Below are 17,248 nucleotides of genomic sequence, written 5' to 3'. Positions count from 1 at the left end.
TACCCTTTGCGTTTTCCACGCGCCCAGCCGCGCGCCAAGCAGGTGGATCCCATGAGCCGACTCCGCATCTTCGACGACACCCGCCCCGAGCAGCCGCTGTTCACCAGCACCGACGGCACCGAGATCGCAACCGAACTGAAGAAGATCGGCGTGACCTTCGAGCGCTGGCAGGCGAGCCAGCCGGTCGCGCCGGGCGCCACGCCCGAGCAGGTGATGGAGGCTTACCGCGCCGACATCGACCGCCTGGTGACCGAACGCGGCTTCAAGACCGTCGACGTGGTCAGCATCGCGCCGGACAATCCGAACCGCGCCGAGATGCGGAAGAAGTTCCTCGACGAGCACTTCCACAAGGAAGACGAGGTGCGCTTCTTCGTCGCCGGCTCCGGCCTGTTCACCCTGCACGTGGGCGAGAAGGTCTACGAGATCGAATGCGTGAAGGACGACCTGATCGCGGTGCCCGATGGCGCCACGCACTGGTTCGACATGGGCGAGGAGCCGAGCTTCATCGCGATCCGCTTCTTCACCGAGCCGGACGGCTGGGTCGGCCACTTCACCGGCACCGACATCGCGCAGAAGTTCCCGCGCTACGTGCCGACCGCCGCCTGATCCAGGCACGCACCGATCCCACCCCTCCCATCCGGGAGGGGTTTTCCTTTTCAGGCAGACCCGCATGACCCGCGCGATCCTCACCGACATCGAAGGCACCACCAGCAGCATCTCGTTCGTCAAGGACGTGCTGTTCCCCTACGCACGCCGCGCCCTGCCCGGCTTCGTCCAGGCACACGGCCACGAGCCCGAGGTCCGGCGCTGGCTGGACGCGGTGGCGGTGGAGATCGGCGGCGCCTGCCAGGACGCGCTGGTGGTGGAGACGCTGCAGGGCTGGATCGACCAGGACCGCAAGCACACGGCGCTGAAGGCGCTGCAGGGCATGGTCTGGCAGGCCGGCTACGCCAGCGCCGACTTCACCGCGCACATCTACCCGGACGCCGCGCCGACGCTGGAACGCTGGCACGCACTGGGCCTGCCGCTGTACGTGTACTCGTCCGGTTCGGTGCCGGCGCAGAAGCTGTTCTTCGGCCACAGCGACGCCGGCGACCTGACCGGGCTGTTCTCCGGCTGGTTCGACACCGAGGTCGGCGGCAAGCGCGAGGCGGCCAGCTACAGCCGCATTGCCGAGGCGATCGGCGAAAGGCCGCACGACATCCTGTTCCTGTCGGACGTGGTCGAGGAACTGGACGCCGCACGCGAGGCCGGCCTGCAGACGGTGCTGGTCGACCGCCTGGCCGACTATCCGGTGCCACGCCACGGCGAGGCCACGCACGGGCACACCCGCGTCGGCAGCTTCGTCGAGATCGAACTGCCGCTGTGACGCCGTGAGCGGGCGACGCGCCTGACGGCGTGTGCATCCCAGGATCCATGCCGTTGGACACCGGCTTGCAGTGCGGGCGCGGCGTCCACGGCGACGCACCCGGGCCAGTCCCGACACGAGGCGATCGCGTCCGCTACCAGCCGGTTGCGCGGTCGCGGCGTACAGTTCCGGCCATGACGATCAGATCGGCGCGCAGCGCGCCAGCAGGACGATCGGCCGCAGCGGGCAGGCACGGCCGTCATCCGGCGAATCCGCCTGCGATGCGGCCTGGCCGGGCAACCGGACTGCTGCGACTGCGAATGTTTCTCGTTCGAACACGCTGGTGACGGACTGTCTAGACTGCGCGCCACGCAGCTCGCTCGCCACCGGCCAGCCAGCGACGCATTCCGCGCCAGCCAGCCGACAGCCAGCCAGCCGCGGATCCGACAGGCGCCCCGCGAGGGGCGTTCTACGTTTCTGGGCCATGACGGTTCGTCGGCCCTGCTCGCAGGCACCGACAGAGGAGGTCACCGGGCCGCGGATGCCCCTGATCTCTCCGCTCCGGAACCTTCGCCGTCCCACGTTCCCAGGTAATGACTGCTGCCAGGAGGATTCGCGCAGTCAGACTGCAGGTGCGTGGGCTGCAGGCGACCGCCATCGGCCTGTCATCGCGTGCGATGTCCGTGCGCACCGCGCATGCCGCGCTGACGCGCACCGCGATGTGCCACGCGCGCCCCGGGACGACGGCGATGCCTGTCGCGGCAAGCAACGGCCGCATGCGCATCGCAGCCCGCTCAGGGCAACGCGGGCTCCGCCTGCAACCGGTACACGGTGCTGGCCAGCTGCTCGCCCTGCCAACGGTCGAAGGCACGCACCTCGATCCGGTGCTCGCCGGGCGCCAGCGTCGTCGGCAGCGCGCCGCGCCACAGATGCGTCGATGGCGTCGCCTCGGGCGAGCGGTCGTAGCCGCGCAGCGCTGTCGCCAGGTCATCGGCCACGTTCTCGACCAGCAGTCGTGGGTCGGGGCGTTCGACGCGGCGCATCGGCGCCCACGCACCGCCGTCGACGCGGTACTCGACCCGCGTGTCCGCATCGCCCATGAACACGTTGGCGTAGACGCCCCAGGCCGGATACGCGCCCTGGCGCAGCACCTTCGGCGCGTGCAGGGCCATCGCCGCGGTCGAGGCCGGGTCGCTGCCGTCGACGCGCGCAGGATGCCAGGCCAGCGCGTAGTCGCCGCCCGGCAGCACGCGCAGGCTGGCGTGGCCGTTCGGGGTGCCGTCGCTCATCGTCGCGGCGGGAATGCCGGCCGCATCGGCCACGCCCGACCAGAACGCGCCGCAGACCGCGCCGACGTTGTACTCGTGCAGCGGCGCCGTGCCCTGCCAGCCCTCGGCCTGGCCATGCCAGAACTGGCGCTGGGTGTGGCTGTGCCCGCTGAGCACCAGCAGCCGCGGACGCTCGCGCAGCAGCGCGAACAGGCGCGCGCGGTCGGCGGCGCGGAAGGTCTGCCGGCCGCCGGTGTCGAACAGCGGGATGTGCACGCCGATCACCAGCAGGCGCTCGCGTGGCAGCTGGGCGAGATAGGTTTCGAGGAAGGCGAACTGGTCCTCGCGCAGGCCACCGATGTAGCCGTTGCCGACACCGGGCTGGTGGATCACGTCGTCGAGGAACACGAAGGACGCGCCGCCCTCCTCCACCGCATAGGTGTCCGGGCCGTAGACCGCGCGCCAGCTGCGCAGCGCATCGGCGTCGCCGGCCGCATCCAGATCCATGTCGTGGTTGCCGGGCACATGGAACCATGGCACGCCGATCCGCGTGGTCACCGCGTTGAGCTCCGGATAGAGGTGCAGCGTGTCGTCCACCAGGTCGCCCAGGGTCACGCCGAACGCCGAGCGCGGCCGGCTCGCGGCCAGCGGCTCGACCACGTCGCGCAGGTAGTAGTCGATGTCGCGCGCGCTCTTGACCTGGGTGTCGGCGAACAGCAGCACCTCGCTGCCGGCCTCGCGCCGGGCGCGCGGCGACGCCTCCAGCGCGAAATCCCAGCCCTGCCCGGCATCGCCGTCGACGCGGGTGCGCCAGAACCGCGGAAGTCCGTCCTCGGCGGCGATGAAGCGATGCCCGTCGGGCTTGATCACGAACACCGTGCCGCCCGCTTCGACCGCGATCCTGTAGCGGCCCTGCGCATCGGTGCGCACCAGCGTGCTGCCGTTGGACACCGCGATGCCCTCCAGCGGCCTGTCCTGGCGTCCGAAGCCGGGCACCCCGTCGCGCTCGAGGTGGACCCGGCCTTCGACCAGCAGCGGCGAAGCCACGGCCGGCACGGACGCGGCCAGCAGGCCGAACGAGAGAAAAGCGGCAATCCGCATGGGCGGTGGGTCCGGAACCGGGAAGGTGCGCCATTCTAGGCGCCATCCGTTGCAGCTTGATGCCGCCGGCGCGGACCTGCGCCGCTCAGCGCCGGTGGCGGCTGGCGAGGATCTCGACCGCGTCGGCCAGTGCCAGGTCGCGCGAACGCAGCAGCACGGTCAGGTGGTACAGCAGGTCCGCGGCCTCGCCGAGCAGGTGCTCGTCGCTCTGGGCGACGCCTGCCAGCGCGGTTTCCACGCCCTCCTCACCCACCTTCTGCGCGATCCGGCGCACGCCGCCTTCGAACAGCCGCGTGGTGTAGCTTCCCTGCGGCCGTTCGCGCGCGCGCGTGGCGATCAGGGCATCCAGTTCGGCCAGGAACTGCACGGTGTTGGCGTTGCTGGCGTCGGCGCTTCCGGTCGACGGCGCCGACGGGAAGCAGCTCGGCCGCTGCAGATGGCAGGTATGCCCATGCGGGCGCGCGGTCACCAGCAGCGTGTCGGCGTCGCAGTCGGCCTCGATCGAGACCAGCGCCAGCACATGGCCCGAGGTCTCGCCCTTGGTCCAGAGCCGCTGCCTGCTGCGGCTGAAGAAGGTGACACGGCGCGTGCCCAGCGTGACCTGCAGCGCCTCGCGGTTCATGTAGCCCAGCATCAGCACCTGCAGCGTGTCCGCGTCCTGGACCACGACCGGCAGCAGGCCATCGCCCTTGTCCCAGTCCAGCACATCGGCCTGGACCTGCAGCGGATCGGGCGGGGACGCAACGGGGGAGGAATCAGACATCGCGGACCTCGATTTCGCGTGCGCGCAGGAAGCGCTTCAGGTCGGGAATGGCGATCGCGCCGCTGTGGAACACGCTGGCGGCCAGCGCGCCATCCACATCGGCCTGCGCGAATGCATCGGCGAAGTGCTGCGGCTCCCCGGCGCCGCCGGAGGCGACCAGCGGCACCCGGCACAGCGCACGCGCTTCGCCCAGCTGGACCAGATCATAGCCGCGGCGTACGCCGTCGCTGTCCATGCAGTTCAGCACGATCTCGCCAGCGCCCAGACGCTGCGCCTCGACGATCCAGTCCAGCGTGCGCACCGCCAGCGCGCGGGTCTTGTCCGGGTCGCCGGTATTGGTACGCACCCGCCACTGCCCGTCGGCCTCGCGGATCGAATCGACGCCGACCACCACGCACTGCACGCCGAACACGTCGGCCAGCTCTGCGATCAGCGCCGGGCGTTCCAGCGCGGGCGAATTGATCGAGATCTTGTCGGCGCCGGCGTGCAGCACCCGCCGCGCGGTCTCGACATCGCGGATGCCGCCGGCCACGCAGAACGGGATGTCGATCAGGCGTGCGACGCGCTCGATCCAGGCGACATCGACCGAGCGCCCTTCCGGGCTGGCGCCGATGTCGTAGAACACCAGCTCGTCGGCGCCTTCGTCGCGGTAGCGCAGCGCCAGTTCGGCGATGTCGCCCATGTCGACGTGGTCGCGGAAGCGCACACCCTTGACCACGCGGCCGTCGCGCACGTCCAGGCAGGGAATGATGCGCCGGCTCAGCATGGGCGCGCCTCGGCCAGGGCGTCGTCCAGCGACAGCCTTCCTTCCAGCAGCGCACGGCCGAGCACCGCACCGGTGCAGCCGGCCTCGCGTGCGGCACGCACGTCGGCCGCATCGCGCACGCCGCCGGACGCCTGGATCGCCACGTCCGGCGCCAGCGCGCGCAGATGCGCGTACAGGTCCAGGTTCGGGCCGGACAGCATGCCGTCGCGGGCGATGTCGGTGCACAGCAGATGGCGCAGGCCGGCGTCGACATAGTGCGGCAGCAGCGCATCCAGGCCGACGCCGGCGTTCTCGGTCCAGCCATGCACCGGCAGCTGCCAGATGCCGTCGGCGTCCTGGCGCGTGTCCAGCGCCACGGTGATGCGCTCGCCGCCGAACTCCTGCAGCCAGGCCAGCACGGACTCCGGCTCGCGCACCGCCAGCGAGCCGATCACCACGCGCGCGGCGCCGGCCTCGATCAGCCGCGCCACATCGTCGCGTCCGCGGATGCCGCCGCCGGTCTGCACCTGCAGACCGGTCGCGCGCGCGATGTCGGCCAGCAGCGGCAGCAGCGTGTAGCCGCCGGCCTTTGCCGCATCCAGGTCGACCAGATGCATCCAGCCGGCACCGGCATCGGCGAAGGCCTGCGCACGCGGCAGCGGATCGTCGCCGTAGTGGGTCTCGCGCGCGTAGTCGCCCTGCGCCAGCCGCACGACACGGCCGCCACGGATGTCGAGCGCGGGGTAAACGGTGAAGCCCATCAGACGTCCATCTCCAGGAAATTGCGCAGGATGCGCGCACCGGCCGTGGCCGAGCGCTCGGGGTGGAACTGCGCGCCGCAGTACAGGCCGCGCTGGACCACCGCGGTGAACAGGCCGCCATGGTCGCTGGCGGCCACGGTATCGGACGAGATCGGTGCGGCGTAGCTGTGCACGAAGTAGGCGCTCGCGCCCTCCGCCACGCCCGCGAGCAGCGCCGACGGACGCAGGCTGCGCAGCCGGTTCCAGCCCATGTGCGGCACCCGGATGCCGAGCGCTTCGGGCAGCCTGCGCACCGTGCCCGGCAGCAGGCCGAGGCATTCCACATCGCCCTCTTCCGAGCGTTCGTACAGCAGCTGCATGCCCAGGCAGACGCCGAGCAGCGGTACCTGCAGCGCGCGCAGCGGCGCGACCAGGCCCTGCGCGTGCAGGCGCTGCATCGCCGGCGGCGCGGCGCCGACGCCGGGCAGGATCACCCGCTGCGCGCCCTCCAGCCCGGCCGCATCGCGGACCAACCTAGAGGTGACCCCCAGCCGCTCCAGCGCATAGCAGACCGATCCGAGGTTGGCCCCGCCGGCATCGATCACCGCGACATCGGCAACGCTCACAGCGCCCCCTTGGTCGACGGCAGCGCGGTGCCTTCGCGCCTGATCGCCTGGCGCAGCGCACGCGCGAGCGCCTTGAAGCTGCCCTCGACCTTGTGGTGGTCGTTGTCGCCGTGCACGCTCAGGTGCAGGTTCAGACCGGAGGCATCGCACAGCGAACGGAAGAAGTGCGGCACCAGCTCGGTCGGCATGTCGCCGACGCGCTCGCGCACGAAGCTGCCCTCGAACACGAAGTACGGGCGCCCGCTGAAATCCAGCGCGGCGCTGGCCAGGGTCTCGTCCATCGGCAGGGTGAACCCGTAGCGGCCGATGCCGCGCTTGTCGCCCAGCGCCTCCTTCAGCGCCTGGCCGAGCGCAAGGCCGGTGTCCTCGATGGTGTGGTGCTCGTCGATGTGCAGGTCGCCTTCGGCCCGGATCTCCAGGCTGAAGCCACCGTGCTTGCCGATCTGTTCCAGCATGTGGTCGAAGAACGGCAGACCGGTCGTGATGTGCGCCTCCGGCGCGCCATCCAGATCCACGGCGACGCGGATCTTCGTTTCCTTCGTGTTGCGCTGGACCACCGCGCGGCGCGGCGCATCGGCCAGCTCATGCGCGATGCCGGCCCAGTCCCACTGCCCGCCGAACTGCTCGGTGCGCAGCTGGAAGCCGCGGATCTTCATGTTGTCGGCGAACTGGATGTCGGTGATGCGGTCGCCGACCATGCCCGAGCGCGCCCAGTCGATCGTGCGGTCCTGCAGGTAGGGCAGCATCAGGCCGATGCCCGGCTTGCGCGTGGGCGCGTTGTCGGCCGGCCAGCTGCGGTCCACCAGCACCTCGCGGAAGACGATGCCCTGGCTTTCGAAGATCTGCAGCATCAGGTCGTTGGGGCCGTCGAAACTGGCCTGCGGATAGGCTTCGCTGCCCAGCCCGTCCTGGTTGGTGACGATGACGAACTGGTAGCCGGCATCGCGCAGCTTCAGCATCGCCGGGATCACACCGCGCACGAAGCGCAGCTTCTCGTAGGCGTCGATCTGGAAATCGGCCGGCTCCTCGATCAGGGTGCCGTCGCGGTCGACGAAAAGAATCGGGGTCATGCGGCCACCTTCAATGCGGCGAGCACCGCGATCACGCGGTCGTTCTGTTCGGGAGTGCCGATGGTGATGCGCAGCGCGTCGCCGAGCTGCGGCACCGCACGCTGGTCGCGCACCACCACGCCGGCGGCCAGCAGCGCATCGAACGCGGCTTGCGCATCGTCGAAGCGGGCCAGCAGATAGTTGCCGGCCGAGGCGTAGACCCGGCGCACGCCGGGCGCGGTGGCCAGCGCCGTCTGCAGCCGCGCGCGTTCGGCGATGATCGTGTCCACGCGCTGCGCGGTGGTCGCCAGCGCGGCATCGGACAAACCGCGCAGCGCCAGTTCCGCGCACGGCGTGGGCACCGGATACGGTGCCTGGCAGCGGCGCAGCACCGCGATCAGCTCCGCGTCGGCGATCACGCTGCCGATCCGTGCCGCGGCCAGCGCATGCGCCTTCGACAGCGTGCGCAGCACGGCGATGTTGTCGTACCGGTCCAGCAGCGTCGTCGCCGACGGCTGGCCGCTGTACTCGCCATACGCCTCGTCGACCACGACCAGCGCACGCCCGCGCAGCGCCTGCGCGACACGCTCGACCTCGTCCAGCGCGATCAGGCTGCCGGCCGGATTCGATGGCGAGCACAGGAACACCAGTTTCACCGGTGCAGCCAGCGCCGCGGCGATCAGCGCATCGATGTCGGCGCCCAGCCCGGCCTCACCATCGACCAGCGGCACCTCGACCAGCGCCACGTTTTGCAGCCGCGCGCAGACCGCGTACATCCCGAACACCGGCGGGGTGACCAGCACCGCATCGCGCCCCGGCACGCACAGCGCACGTACCAGCAGGTCGATCGCCTCGTCGCTGCCGCGGCCGATCAGCAGCTGCTCCGGCGTGCAGCCGTACAGGCCGGCCAGGCGCGCACGCAGCGCGCCCGGTTGTGGCTCGGGATAACGTCGGCTGCTCCCGGCCGCATCGCCCGGGCTGGCCCAGGCCGATTCATTGGCATTGAGCCAGATCTCGCCATCGATCTTTGCGCTGCGTGCAGAGGAATAGCCTGCGAAACCACGCAGATCCTCGCGCACCAGCGACAGCACGGCACCGCCGCTCATCGCGACACCCCCATGCGCAGCGCGACCGCGTTGGCATGCGCATCCAGGCCCTCGGCCCGCGCCATCACCAGCGCATCGTGGCCGATGCCGGCGATGCCCTCGCGCGATGCCGACTGCACGCTGATGAAGTTCATGAAACTGGCCACGCTGACCCCGCTGTAGGCGCGCGCGGCGCCGGCGGTGGGCAGCACGTGGTTGGTGCCGCTGCAGTAGTCGCCCAGCGCCTCGGGCGTGTAGTCGCCCAGGAACACCGAGCCGGCGGCCTCGACCTGCGGCAGCCAGGCCTGCGGATCGCGCAGCGCCAGGATCAGGTGCTCGGGCGCGTAGCGGTTGCTGATCGCGAAGGCCTGCTCCAGCGCCTCGACCTTGACCAGGCGCGAGGCCGACAGCGCCTGGCGCGCGATGTCGGCGCGCGACAGCTGCGCCAGTTGCTGCGCCAGCTCCACCTCGACCGCGTCGATCAACGCATCATCGTCGCTGAGCAGCAGCACCTGCGAATCCGGCCCGTGCTCGGCCTGCGACAGCAGATCGGCGGCAACGAAGGCCGTGTCCGCGCCGGCATCGGCGATCACCAGCACTTCGGAGGGGCCGGCCGGCATGTCGATCGCCGCGGCACCGGCCTGCGCGACCTGCTGCTTGGCCTCGGTGACGAAGCTGTTGCCCGGCCCGTAGATCTTGTCGCAGGACGGCACCGACGCGGTGCCGTAGGCCATCGCCGCCACCGCCTGCGCGCCACCGAGCTTGAACACCCGGCTCACGCCGGTCAGGCGCGCGGCCACCAGCACCGCCGGATCGGCGCTGCCGTCCTTCCGCGGCGGCGTGCACAGCACGACCTCGCGGCAACCGGCCAGCCGCGCCGGCACGCCGAGCATCAGCGCGGTCGACGGCAGCGGCGCGCTGCCGGCCGGCACGTACAGGCCCACCCGCGCAATCGGTCGCACCATCCGCGCGCAGGACACGCCCGGCGCGGTCTCCACCGCATAGCCCTGCGGCAGGCCGGCGCGGTGATAGGCCTCGATCCGGGCCGCAGCCCGTTCCATCGCCTCGCGCAACGCCGCCGGGACCTGCCGTGCGGCCGCGGTGAATTCGGCCTCGCCGACCTCGAAGGTCTCCGGCGCGATCCCGTCGAAGCGCAGCGTGATCTCGCGCAGCGCCTCGTCGCCGCGGCTGCGCACCGCATCGATCAGGCCGGCGACCGCGTCGCGGGTCTGCGCGGCGACGGTCTGCACCGGGCGGGTCAGTGCCGCAGCCTGGGCGGCGGCGTCGAGCTGGTTCCAGACCAGCCGGCTGCAGCCGGCAGTGTTGGTGGAGGACTGCGCGTTCATGCCAGCGAGCGCTCCACCGCCAGGACCATCAGCCCCTGTGCGCCGGCGCGTTCGAGTTCCTCCAGACGCTGCCAGGTCAGTGCGCCGTGGCACATCGTCTGCAACTGCAGCGCACCGCCGTCGCCGGGCAGCTGCACCAGCGGATCGGCGTCGATCAGCAGGCGCTGCAGCGCGGGTAGCTTGTCCTGTTCGGCACGGAACATCAGCAGCTTGCTGTCGCGGACCTTGATCACGCCGTCGAGGCGGCGCAGCAGCATCGCCATCAACCCGGCGCGCACGTCGCCCGGTTCGCGTACCGGACCGGCCAGCACCGCTTCGCTCTCCAGCAGCGTCTCCACCGGCACCAGCTGGTTGGCGCGCAGCGTGGCGCCGCTGGAGACCAAGTCGCAGATCAGGTCGGCGGTGCCCAGACGCGGCGCGATCTCGACCGAGCCGGACAGCTCGACCACCGACGCCTCGACGCCCTGCGCGGCCAGCCAGTCGGCCAGGATCGCCGGGTAGCTGGTCGCGATGCGCTTGCCGGCCAGCTGCGCCGGCCCCTGCCAGTCCCACTCCTCCGGCACGGCCAGCATCAGCCGGCACTGGCCGAAGCCGAGCCCGCGCAGCGCCTTGTAGGCATCCGGCAGGCCGATGCGGCGGCGGGCGGCGGCCTGCTCGTCCAGCTCGTTGCGGCCGACGATGCCGAAATCGCAGACGCCATCGGCGATCAGGCCGGGAATGTCGTCGTCGCGCACGAGCAGCAGGTCCACCGGCAGCGACTCGCCGTAGCAGAACAGCTTGTCGCGGCTCTCGCGCCAGCTCAGGCCGCAGGCACTGAGCAGGCTGCGTGCCGGCTCGGCCAGACGGCCGCTTTTCTGGATGGCGATGCGCAGGCGGTCACGGGCCTGGGCTGCCGGGGATGCACTCATGGGGGAAGTCTCTGGGAAAGGCGGATCAGGGGGTCGGAAGACTGGCGAGCGCGGCGGCATAGCCGCGATGGCCGTGTTCCAGCGAGCGGGCCACGCGCCCTGTGGTGGTCACGCTGACCCCCGTGCGTTCGTGGATCTCGCGGTAGGGCACGCCCTGCTGCAGCAGCGGCACGACCTTCCAGCGGTCGGCCATGGCTTCCAGCTCGGCCGGCGTGCACAGGTCGCGCAGGAAGGCGACGACCTCGTCGACCTCGCGCAGGCCGGCGAACGCGGCAGCCAGGGCCTGCAGGTCGGCCTGGGCATCTTTCTCGACGGGGAGCGGGCGTGCCTTCATCTCGAACCAATGTAATAGCGCGCTAGTACATTAGTGCAAACCTGCGCGGCGGTCAAAGCCCTGCGCCTGTCTCACCCCACGGCGTTCAGGGGCGAGGCTCCACGCGGCAGTGGCGACGCATGCAGAAACCATCGGGAATGCGGCCTCTCCAGGCCGACCGCCGCAGCGTGACAGGGACAGCCGGCGCTCCACGGACGCCTGCTCTCCCCCATTCGCAGACAGCGCCGTGCCCCTGCCCGCTCGCCCCACGGACGGAGGCGGAGCGCAGGCCGGTCACCACGCGATGACGGCATCTCGCTGTCGAGCGGCATCGCGCAGTCGCGTTCCGGGAGCACTGACGAAGGCCGCGGTCAGACCATGCTGCAGAGATCGCCCGCACGGCCCGCCGCGATCGGGGGCCCAGACGAAGACACCCGCCTGGCGGCGGGTGTCGGGACAGTTCAGCGGGGTGTCGGGACGGTTCAGCGGGCTGCGGAGTGGCAGCGCACCTCGGCCTGCAATGCGCGGCCATGCAGGCATTCGCCGAGCAGGCTGCCCTTGCGGCTGCCGACCGGCAGCATCGCTTCCAGCGGCCCTGCACCCTGCGGACAGCGCCGCGCGGCTTCGCTCGCCAGATCGTCCTCCAGCTGCCGTTGGTCGATCCCCATGCAGCGGTCGGCCACCATCCGGTAGTGGCCCGGGCCGAGGCGCTTGGCCTTGACGCTGGCGTCGCTGGTGCAGCCGGCCAACACCGCGACCAGCGCCACGCCCAGTGCCGCGCGCGGCACGCTCATGCCATGACCCGGGCCTGCTCCAGTTCCACCTGCAGCGTGCTGGCCAGCTCGTCGCGGGCGACCTCGAACTGCTGCTCGCGGACCAGGTCCTTGACCGCGACCACGCCACGGGCGAGCTCGTCCTCACCGGCCAGCACCACGAAGCGGATGCCGGCGCGGGCGGCGTACTGGAACTGCTTGCCGACCTTGCGTGGCTCCATCTGCACTTCGGTGTTGATGCCGCCGGCGCGCAGGCGGCTGGCGATGTCCAGCGCCTCGGGCAACTGCCCCTCGTCCATCAACGCCACCATCGCCTGCACGCTGCTGGCGGCGATGCCGTCGATCAGATTGGCCTCGCGCAGCTGCCAGAACAGCCGGCTCAGGCCGATCGAGATGCCTACGCCCGGCAGCTTCGACTTGGTGTAGTGGCTGGCCAGGTCCTCGTAGCGGCCGCCCGAACAGATCGAGCCGATCTGCGGATGTCCGGTCAGCGTGGTCTCGTAGACGGTGCCGGTGTAGTAATCCAGGCCGCGGGCGATCGAGAAGTTCAGCCGGTAGGCGCTCTCGGGCACGCCCAGCGCACGCACCAGCTCCAGCACCTCGCGCAGTTCGGCCGCACCGGCGCGCAGCGACGCGCTGGCGCCCTCGCCCGCGTCGGCCAGCACGCGTTCGATCTGCGCCAGCGCATCGGCATGCGAGCTGGAACGCACTTCGACGAAGGCCAGGATCCGCTGCACCGCGTCGGCCGGCAGGCCGAACTCGGGACCGGTCAGCGTCTCGCGCACGTAGTCGGCGCCACGCTTGTCGAGCTTGTCGACCTCGCGCAGGACCAGTGCCTGCTGCTGCGGGTCGGCCACGCCCTGGGCCTCGAAGAAGCCGCGCATCAGCTTGCGGTTGTTGAGCTGCACGGCGAAGTCGCCGATGCCCAGTTCGGAGAACACCGCGTGGATCACCGCCAGCACTTCGGCGTCGTAGCGGATGCTGAGCGCATCCTTGCCGATCACGTCGATGTCGCACTGGTAGAACTCGCGGAAGCGGCCGCGCTGGGCGCGCTCGCCGCGGTACACGCGCTGCATCTGGTAACGGCGGAACGGGAAGCTCAGCTCGTGCTCGTGCTCGGCCACGTAGCGGGCCAGCGGCACGGTCAGGTCGAAGCGCAGGGCCAGTTCCGGCAGGCCGGTATCGCCGGATTCGGCGGCATTGGCCAGCGCGCCGGTGGACTGCACGAAGTAGACCTGGCGCTCGGTCTCGCCGCCGGACTTGGTCAGCAGCACGTCGGACAGCTCGAACACCGGCGTTTCCACCGGCAGGAAGCCGAAGCGCTCGTAGTTGCGGCGGATCACGTCGAGCATGCGCTGGAACGCGATCTGCTCGCGCGGGAGCAGCTCCATGGTGCCGGCGGGGGTACGGGGCTTGATCAAGCGAAGGCTCCTGCGGTGCTTCGGTTACGCGATGCGCAATTCTAGGCCCACGCTCCGGCCACGGATAGCACGACGCAGCGCGGCGGGCGGCGGCGGCCTCGCAACCGGGCAGCGCCGGGCAGCAGGCAATCGGCATGTGACAAAGTGCCCGAGGGCCAGCGCCGCCGCATCCCGGTATCATGGTGCCCCCGACCCATGCGAGCCCGACGCATGTCCTGGCCCCCGCTGGACAATCCCTGCCTGACGCCCACGCCCGAGGAAGCCAGCATCCTCGGCCAGTGCCTGCACTGTCAGGTCCGTCATCTGGCGATCTGCTCGGCGCTGTCCAAGGATGAGATGCGCGCGCTCGACGCCGCGGCCAGCACCCAGGTCCTGCAGGCGGGCACGATCCTGGCCCGCCAGGGCGACACCCGGCGCCACGCCTACACCGTCACCCGCGGCGCCCTGCGCCTGGTGCGGCTGATGCCCGACGGGCGCCGCCAGGTGGCGGGCTTCGCGCTGCCGGGCGACTACGTCGGCCTGAGCGGCAACGACCATTACCAGCACGACATCGAGTCGCTGGGCGAGACCCAGGTCTGCAAGTTCAGCCTGGATTCGATGCAGCGGCTCGGCAGCCAGTATCCGCACCTGCAACGCAAGCTGCTCGAACGCGCCTGCGTGGAACTCGACGCCGCCCGCGAGCAGATGATGTCGCTGGCACGGATGAACCCGACCGAGCGCCTGGCCGATTTCATCCTGAAGCTGGCCGCGCAGCAGACCCGCGCCGGCCACCAGAGCGCCATCGTGACCCTGCCGATGCCGCGCGCCGACATCGCCGATCATCTTGGCCTGACCGTGGAAACCGTCAGCCGCAGCCTGACCGCACTGCGCAGCAAGGGGCTGATTTCCCTGCCCGAAACCTACCAGGTCGAGATCCTCGACGAGGCCGGCCTGGAAGCACTCAACGCCGGTTGAGTCGCGCCGGGCCGCTGCGCGCCCGGCCCACGCCATCGACGCCGACATCGACAGGGAAACACGACGCCGGCATGCCGGCGCCAAGTCTCGCCAGGGCCCTGCGCCGATGGGGGTTTCAGCCTGGAACCCTGCGATGACGACTCGGCGTCGACTGCATGCGCCTCGATGCTCGTCGGATCACACCGATCCGATACCGCCGCATGCCTGATGCCACGCGTGGACGGTCCGCCCGCGCGGCGGGGACGCCGGGGCGTCTGGCGAGCCGCCCACGCGGCATTGCGTCCACCCGGACGGCACCGGCGCATCGCCGCATGCCCCCGCCCCTCCGGCACCGCACGCCGGCTCACCCACATACGCTGCGCCGGCAAACAGCCGGCGACGTGATCGCCTGACGCACGAAAAAGCACGTGCGCCCGTCGATCGCGGGAGACAGAGGAAGGCTCCCGGGCAGCCGCCACGTCCGCTACGAATCCCGCGCAAAGAAAAAGCGGGCCGAAGCCCGCTTTTCCTGGATCGGATGCGTGGGACCGCGGCTCAGCCGGCGGCGCCCTCGCCTTCTTCCACGGCCTTGATCGACAGGCGGATGCGGCCCTGCTTGTCGACTTCCAGCACCTTGACCTTGACCACGTCGCCTTCCTTCAGCTTGTCGCTGACCTTCTCCACGCGCTCGCTGGAGATCTGCGAGACGTGGACCAGGCCGTCCTTGCCCGGCAGGATGGTGACGAACGCACCGAAGTCCATGATCTTGGCGACCTTGCCTTCGTAGATGCGGCCCGGCTCGACGTCCGAGGTGATCTGCTCGATGCGGGCCTTGGCGGCCTGCGCAGCGGCATTGTTGACCGAGGCGATGACGATGGTGCCGTCGTCCTGGATGTCGATCTGGGTGCCGGTTTCCTTGGTGATGCCCTGGATCGTGGCGCCGCCCTTACCGATCACTTCGCGGATCTTGTCCGGGTGGATCTTGATGGTCAGCAGACGCGGCGCGTACTCGGACAGCTCCGAACGCGGCGCGGTCAGGCCGTTGGCCATCTCGCCGAGGATGTGCAGACGGCCGGCCTTCGCCTGCTGCAGCGCCTGCTTCATGATCTCTTCGGTGATGCCTTCGATCTTGATGTCCATCTGCAGGGCGGAGATGCCCTCGGACGTACCGGCCACCTTGAAGTCCATGTCGCCCAGGTGATCTTCATCACCCAGGATGTCGGACAGCACGACGAAGCGGTCGTCTTCCTTCACCAGGCCCATCGCGATGCCCGCGACCGGCGCCTTCACCGGCACGCCGGCATCCATCAGGGCCAGCGAGGAACCGCAGACCGAGGCCATCGACGAGGAACCGTTCGACTCGGTGATTTCCGAGACGACGCGGATGGTGTACGGGAATTCCTCGATGGTCGGCATCACGGCGAGCACGCCGCGCTTGGCCAGACGGCCGTGGCCGATCTCGCGACGCTTCGGGCCCATCATGCGGCCGCACTCACCGACCGAGTAGGGCGGGAAGTTGTAATGGAACAGGAAATTTTCCTTGTACTCGCCCGAGACGGCATCGATGATCTGGCCGTCGCGCGCGGTGCCCAGGGTGATCGCGACGATCGCCTGGGTCTCGCCACGGGTGAACAGCGAGGAACCGTGCACGCGCGGCAGCACGCCGGTCTTCACGGCGATCGGGCGGACGGTGTCCAGCGCACGGCCGTCGATGCGGACCTTGGTGTCCAGCACCGAGTTGCGCATGGTGCTGTATTCGAGCTCGCCGAATTCCTTCGACAGCTCGGCCGGGTTCCAGCCTTCGGCGGCGACGCGGCCGGCCAGGGATTCGGTGACGTCCTTCTTGATCGCCGAGATGGCGTCGCGGCGCTGCAGCTTGTCGCGCACCTGGAAGGCCTCGACCAGCTTGCCGCCGACCGCTTCCTTCAGCGCGCCGATCAGCGCCTCGTTCTTGGCCGGGGCGACCCAGGCCGACGGCTTGGTGCCGGCTTCGACGACCAGCTCGTTGATCGCGTTGATGACCTTCTGCATCTCGCGGTGACCGAAGGTCACGGCGCCCAGCATCACGTCTTCCGACAGCAGCGCGGCTTCGGACTCGACCATCAGCACCGCGTTGGCGGTACCGGCGACGACCAGCTCGAGCTGCGACTCCTTCAGCTCCGACACGGTCGGGTTCAGGATGTACTCGCCGTTCTTGTAGCCGACCTTGGCGGCGCCGATCGGGCCCTTGAACGGGGTGCCGGCCAGCGACAGCGCGGCCGAGGCGCCGATCAGGGCGGCGATGTCGCCGTCGATGTCCGGGTTCAGCGACATCACCGTGGCGATGATCTGCACTTCGTTCTTGTAGTCCTCCGGGAACAGAGGACGGATCGGACGGTCGATCAGGCGGGAGATCAGCGTCTCCTTCTCGGTCGCACGGCCTTCACGCTTGAAGAAACCACCCGGGATGCGGCCGCCGGCGTAGAACTTCTCCTGGTAGTCGACCGTCAGCGGGAAGAAGTCCTGGCCCTCGCGCGCGCTCTTGGCGGCGACGGCGGAGACCAGCAGTACGGTGTCGTCCATCTTGACGATGACGGCACCGCCGGCCTGACGGGCGATCTCGCCGGTCTCAAGCGTGACGGTGTGCTTGCCGTACTGGAAGGTTTTGGTGATTTTTGCCACGTGGATTCCTTGGGGGCTGCTGCTTGGCGAATTGACCGGATGCGGCCCTTGCCGCATGCGGGTGGCCGGTGGTCCCGGCCGCTGCTGTGGTACTGCCGGGACCTGGCCCGACCGGCATCACGTTTTCACGGTGCCGAAAAGCAAACCGCGGCGCATCTCTGCGCCGCG

General features: G+C 70.2%; 17 protein-coding genes. 3 read left to right on the top strand and 14 right to left on the bottom strand.

Annotated elements, in window-relative coordinates; translation table 11 throughout:
* Positions 1–51 precede the first annotated feature (51 nt).
* Positions 52–606 carry an acireductone dioxygenase gene (locus IB242_RS09410; protein WP_192278469.1) on the top strand — a complete coding sequence of 185 codons (555 nt, stop codon included), beginning with the start codon at positions 52–54 and terminating at the stop codon, positions 604–606.
* A gap of 64 nt (positions 607–670) precedes the next feature.
* Positions 671–1,369, top strand: a complete 699-nt coding sequence (mtnC, locus tag IB242_RS09405) for an acireductone synthase (RefSeq protein ID WP_192278467.1) — start codon at positions 671–673, stop codon at positions 1,367–1,369.
* A gap of 180 nt (positions 1,370–1,549) precedes the next feature.
* Here mtnC and IB242_RS09400 read toward each other — a convergent pair whose 3' ends face one another.
* From IB242_RS09400 to hisS, 13 genes are all read right to left on the bottom strand, one after another.
* Complete coding sequence (locus IB242_RS09400; RefSeq protein WP_192278465.1) at positions 1,550–1,834, bottom strand: hypothetical protein; 285 nt, start codon at positions 1,832–1,834, stop codon at positions 1,550–1,552.
* Between the two features lie 308 nt (positions 1,835–2,142).
* A complete protein-coding gene (locus IB242_RS09395) occupies positions 2,143–3,717 on the bottom strand; it encodes a calcineurin-like phosphoesterase family protein (protein WP_192278463.1) in 1,575 nt (524 codons plus the stop codon).
* Between the two features lie 85 nt (positions 3,718–3,802).
* Entirely contained in the window at positions 3,803–4,480 is a 678-nt protein-coding gene (gene hisIE / locus IB242_RS09390) for a bifunctional phosphoribosyl-AMP cyclohydrolase/phosphoribosyl-ATP diphosphatase HisIE (RefSeq protein ID WP_192278461.1), read from the bottom strand.
* The gene (hisF, locus tag IB242_RS09385; RefSeq protein WP_192278459.1) at positions 4,473–5,246 is read right to left on the bottom strand and encodes an imidazole glycerol phosphate synthase subunit HisF; all 774 of its coding nucleotides are present in this window, start codon (positions 5,244–5,246) and stop codon (positions 4,473–4,475) included. The genes hisIE and hisF overlap by 8 nt, the downstream gene beginning before the upstream one ends.
* The gene (gene hisA, locus IB242_RS09380) at positions 5,240–5,986 is read right to left on the bottom strand and encodes a 1-(5-phosphoribosyl)-5-[(5-phosphoribosylamino)methylideneamino]imidazole-4-carboxamide isomerase (protein ID WP_192278457.1); all 747 of its coding nucleotides are present in this window, start codon (positions 5,984–5,986) and stop codon (positions 5,240–5,242) included. The genes hisF and hisA overlap by 7 nt, the downstream gene beginning before the upstream one ends.
* A complete protein-coding gene (gene hisH, locus IB242_RS09375) occupies positions 5,986–6,591 on the bottom strand; it encodes an imidazole glycerol phosphate synthase subunit HisH (RefSeq protein ID WP_192278455.1) in 606 nt (201 codons plus the stop codon). The genes hisA and hisH overlap by 1 nt, the downstream gene beginning before the upstream one ends.
* On the bottom strand, positions 6,588–7,661 hold the full coding sequence (hisB, locus tag IB242_RS09370; RefSeq protein ID WP_192278453.1) for a bifunctional histidinol-phosphatase/imidazoleglycerol-phosphate dehydratase HisB: 1,074 nt from the start codon (positions 7,659–7,661) through the stop codon (positions 6,588–6,590). The genes hisH and hisB overlap by 4 nt, the downstream gene beginning before the upstream one ends.
* Positions 7,658–8,746, bottom strand: a complete 1,089-nt coding sequence (gene hisC, locus IB242_RS09365; protein WP_192278451.1) for a histidinol-phosphate transaminase — start codon at positions 8,744–8,746, stop codon at positions 7,658–7,660. The genes hisB and hisC overlap by 4 nt, the downstream gene beginning before the upstream one ends.
* On the bottom strand, positions 8,743–10,071 hold the full coding sequence (gene hisD, locus IB242_RS09360; protein WP_192278449.1) for a histidinol dehydrogenase: 1,329 nt from the start codon (positions 10,069–10,071) through the stop codon (positions 8,743–8,745). Before hisD ends, hisC begins: the two co-directional genes overlap by 4 nt.
* Positions 10,068–10,979, bottom strand: a complete 912-nt coding sequence (gene hisG / locus IB242_RS09355; RefSeq protein WP_192278447.1) for an ATP phosphoribosyltransferase — start codon at positions 10,977–10,979, stop codon at positions 10,068–10,070. The genes hisD and hisG overlap by 4 nt, the downstream gene beginning before the upstream one ends.
* 25 nt (positions 10,980–11,004) lie before the next feature.
* The gene (locus IB242_RS09350) at positions 11,005–11,313 is read right to left on the bottom strand and encodes a YerC/YecD family TrpR-related protein (protein WP_192278445.1); all 309 of its coding nucleotides are present in this window, start codon (positions 11,311–11,313) and stop codon (positions 11,005–11,007) included.
* 461 nt (positions 11,314–11,774) lie between these two features.
* On the bottom strand, positions 11,775–12,086 hold the full coding sequence (locus IB242_RS09345; RefSeq protein ID WP_192278443.1) for a hypothetical protein: 312 nt from the start codon (positions 12,084–12,086) through the stop codon (positions 11,775–11,777).
* Positions 12,083–13,486: a histidine--tRNA ligase gene (gene hisS / locus IB242_RS09340; protein WP_192278441.1), complete on the bottom strand. Its 1,404-nt coding sequence runs from the start codon at positions 13,484–13,486 to the stop codon at positions 12,083–12,085. The genes IB242_RS09345 and hisS overlap by 4 nt, the downstream gene beginning before the upstream one ends.
* A gap of 210 nt (positions 13,487–13,696) precedes the next feature.
* Here hisS and IB242_RS09335 point away from each other — a divergent pair, with 210 nt between their 5' ends.
* Positions 13,697–14,440 carry a helix-turn-helix domain-containing protein gene (locus IB242_RS09335; protein WP_192278439.1) on the top strand — a complete coding sequence of 248 codons (744 nt, stop codon included), beginning with the start codon at positions 13,697–13,699 and terminating at the stop codon, positions 14,438–14,440.
* A 534-nt stretch (positions 14,441–14,974) separates the two neighbouring features.
* Here the strand turns inward: IB242_RS09335 and pnp are convergent.
* Positions 14,975–17,080, bottom strand: coding sequence for a polyribonucleotide nucleotidyltransferase (gene pnp, locus IB242_RS09330; protein WP_192278437.1), 2,106 nt, complete (start codon positions 17,078–17,080; stop codon positions 14,975–14,977).
* Between the last annotated feature and the right edge of the window lie 168 nt (positions 17,081–17,248).

This window comes from Xanthomonas sp. XNM01 (assembly GCF_014851915.1).
GTDB lineage: Bacteria > Pseudomonadota > Gammaproteobacteria > Xanthomonadales > Xanthomonadaceae > Pseudoxanthomonas.
Note: the sequence above shows the minus strand (reverse complement) of the source record. Positions and strands in the feature narration are given on the sequence as shown.

Coding starts and splice junctions, on each gene's coding strand:
- hisC (WP_192278451.1), bottom strand. CDS start 8,746: ATGAGCGGCGGTGCCGTGCTGTCGCTGGTGCGCGAGGATCTGCGTGGT.
- hisB (WP_192278453.1), bottom strand. CDS start 7,661: ATGACCCCGATTCTTTTCGTCGACCGCGACGGCACCCTGATCGAGGAG.
- hisA (WP_192278457.1), bottom strand. CDS start 5,986: ATGGGCTTCACCGTTTACCCCGCGCTCGACATCCGTGGCGGCCGTGTC.
- hisIE (WP_192278461.1), bottom strand. CDS start 4,480: ATGTCTGATTCCTCCCCCGTTGCGTCCCCGCCCGATCCGCTGCAGGTC.
- IB242_RS09410 (WP_192278469.1), top strand. CDS start 52: ATGAGCCGACTCCGCATCTTCGACGACACCCGCCCCGAGCAGCCGCTG.
- mtnC (WP_192278467.1), top strand. CDS start 671: ATGACCCGCGCGATCCTCACCGACATCGAAGGCACCACCAGCAGCATC.
- hisG (WP_192278447.1), bottom strand. CDS start 10,979: ATGAGTGCATCCCCGGCAGCCCAGGCCCGTGACCGCCTGCGCATCGCC.
- IB242_RS09350 (WP_192278445.1), bottom strand. CDS start 11,313: ATGAAGGCACGCCCGCTCCCCGTCGAGAAAGATGCCCAGGCCGACCTG.
- hisF (WP_192278459.1), bottom strand. CDS start 5,246: ATGCTGAGCCGGCGCATCATTCCCTGCCTGGACGTGCGCGACGGCCGC.
- IB242_RS09335 (WP_192278439.1), top strand. CDS start 13,697: ATGTCCTGGCCCCCGCTGGACAATCCCTGCCTGACGCCCACGCCCGAG.
- IB242_RS09400 (WP_192278465.1), bottom strand. CDS start 1,834: ATGGCCCAGAAACGTAGAACGCCCCTCGCGGGGCGCCTGTCGGATCCG.
- hisD (WP_192278449.1), bottom strand. CDS start 10,071: ATGAACGCGCAGTCCTCCACCAACACTGCCGGCTGCAGCCGGCTGGTC.
- IB242_RS09395 (WP_192278463.1), bottom strand. CDS start 3,717: ATGCGGATTGCCGCTTTTCTCTCGTTCGGCCTGCTGGCCGCGTCCGTG.
- IB242_RS09345 (WP_192278443.1), bottom strand. CDS start 12,086: ATGAGCGTGCCGCGCGCGGCACTGGGCGTGGCGCTGGTCGCGGTGTTG.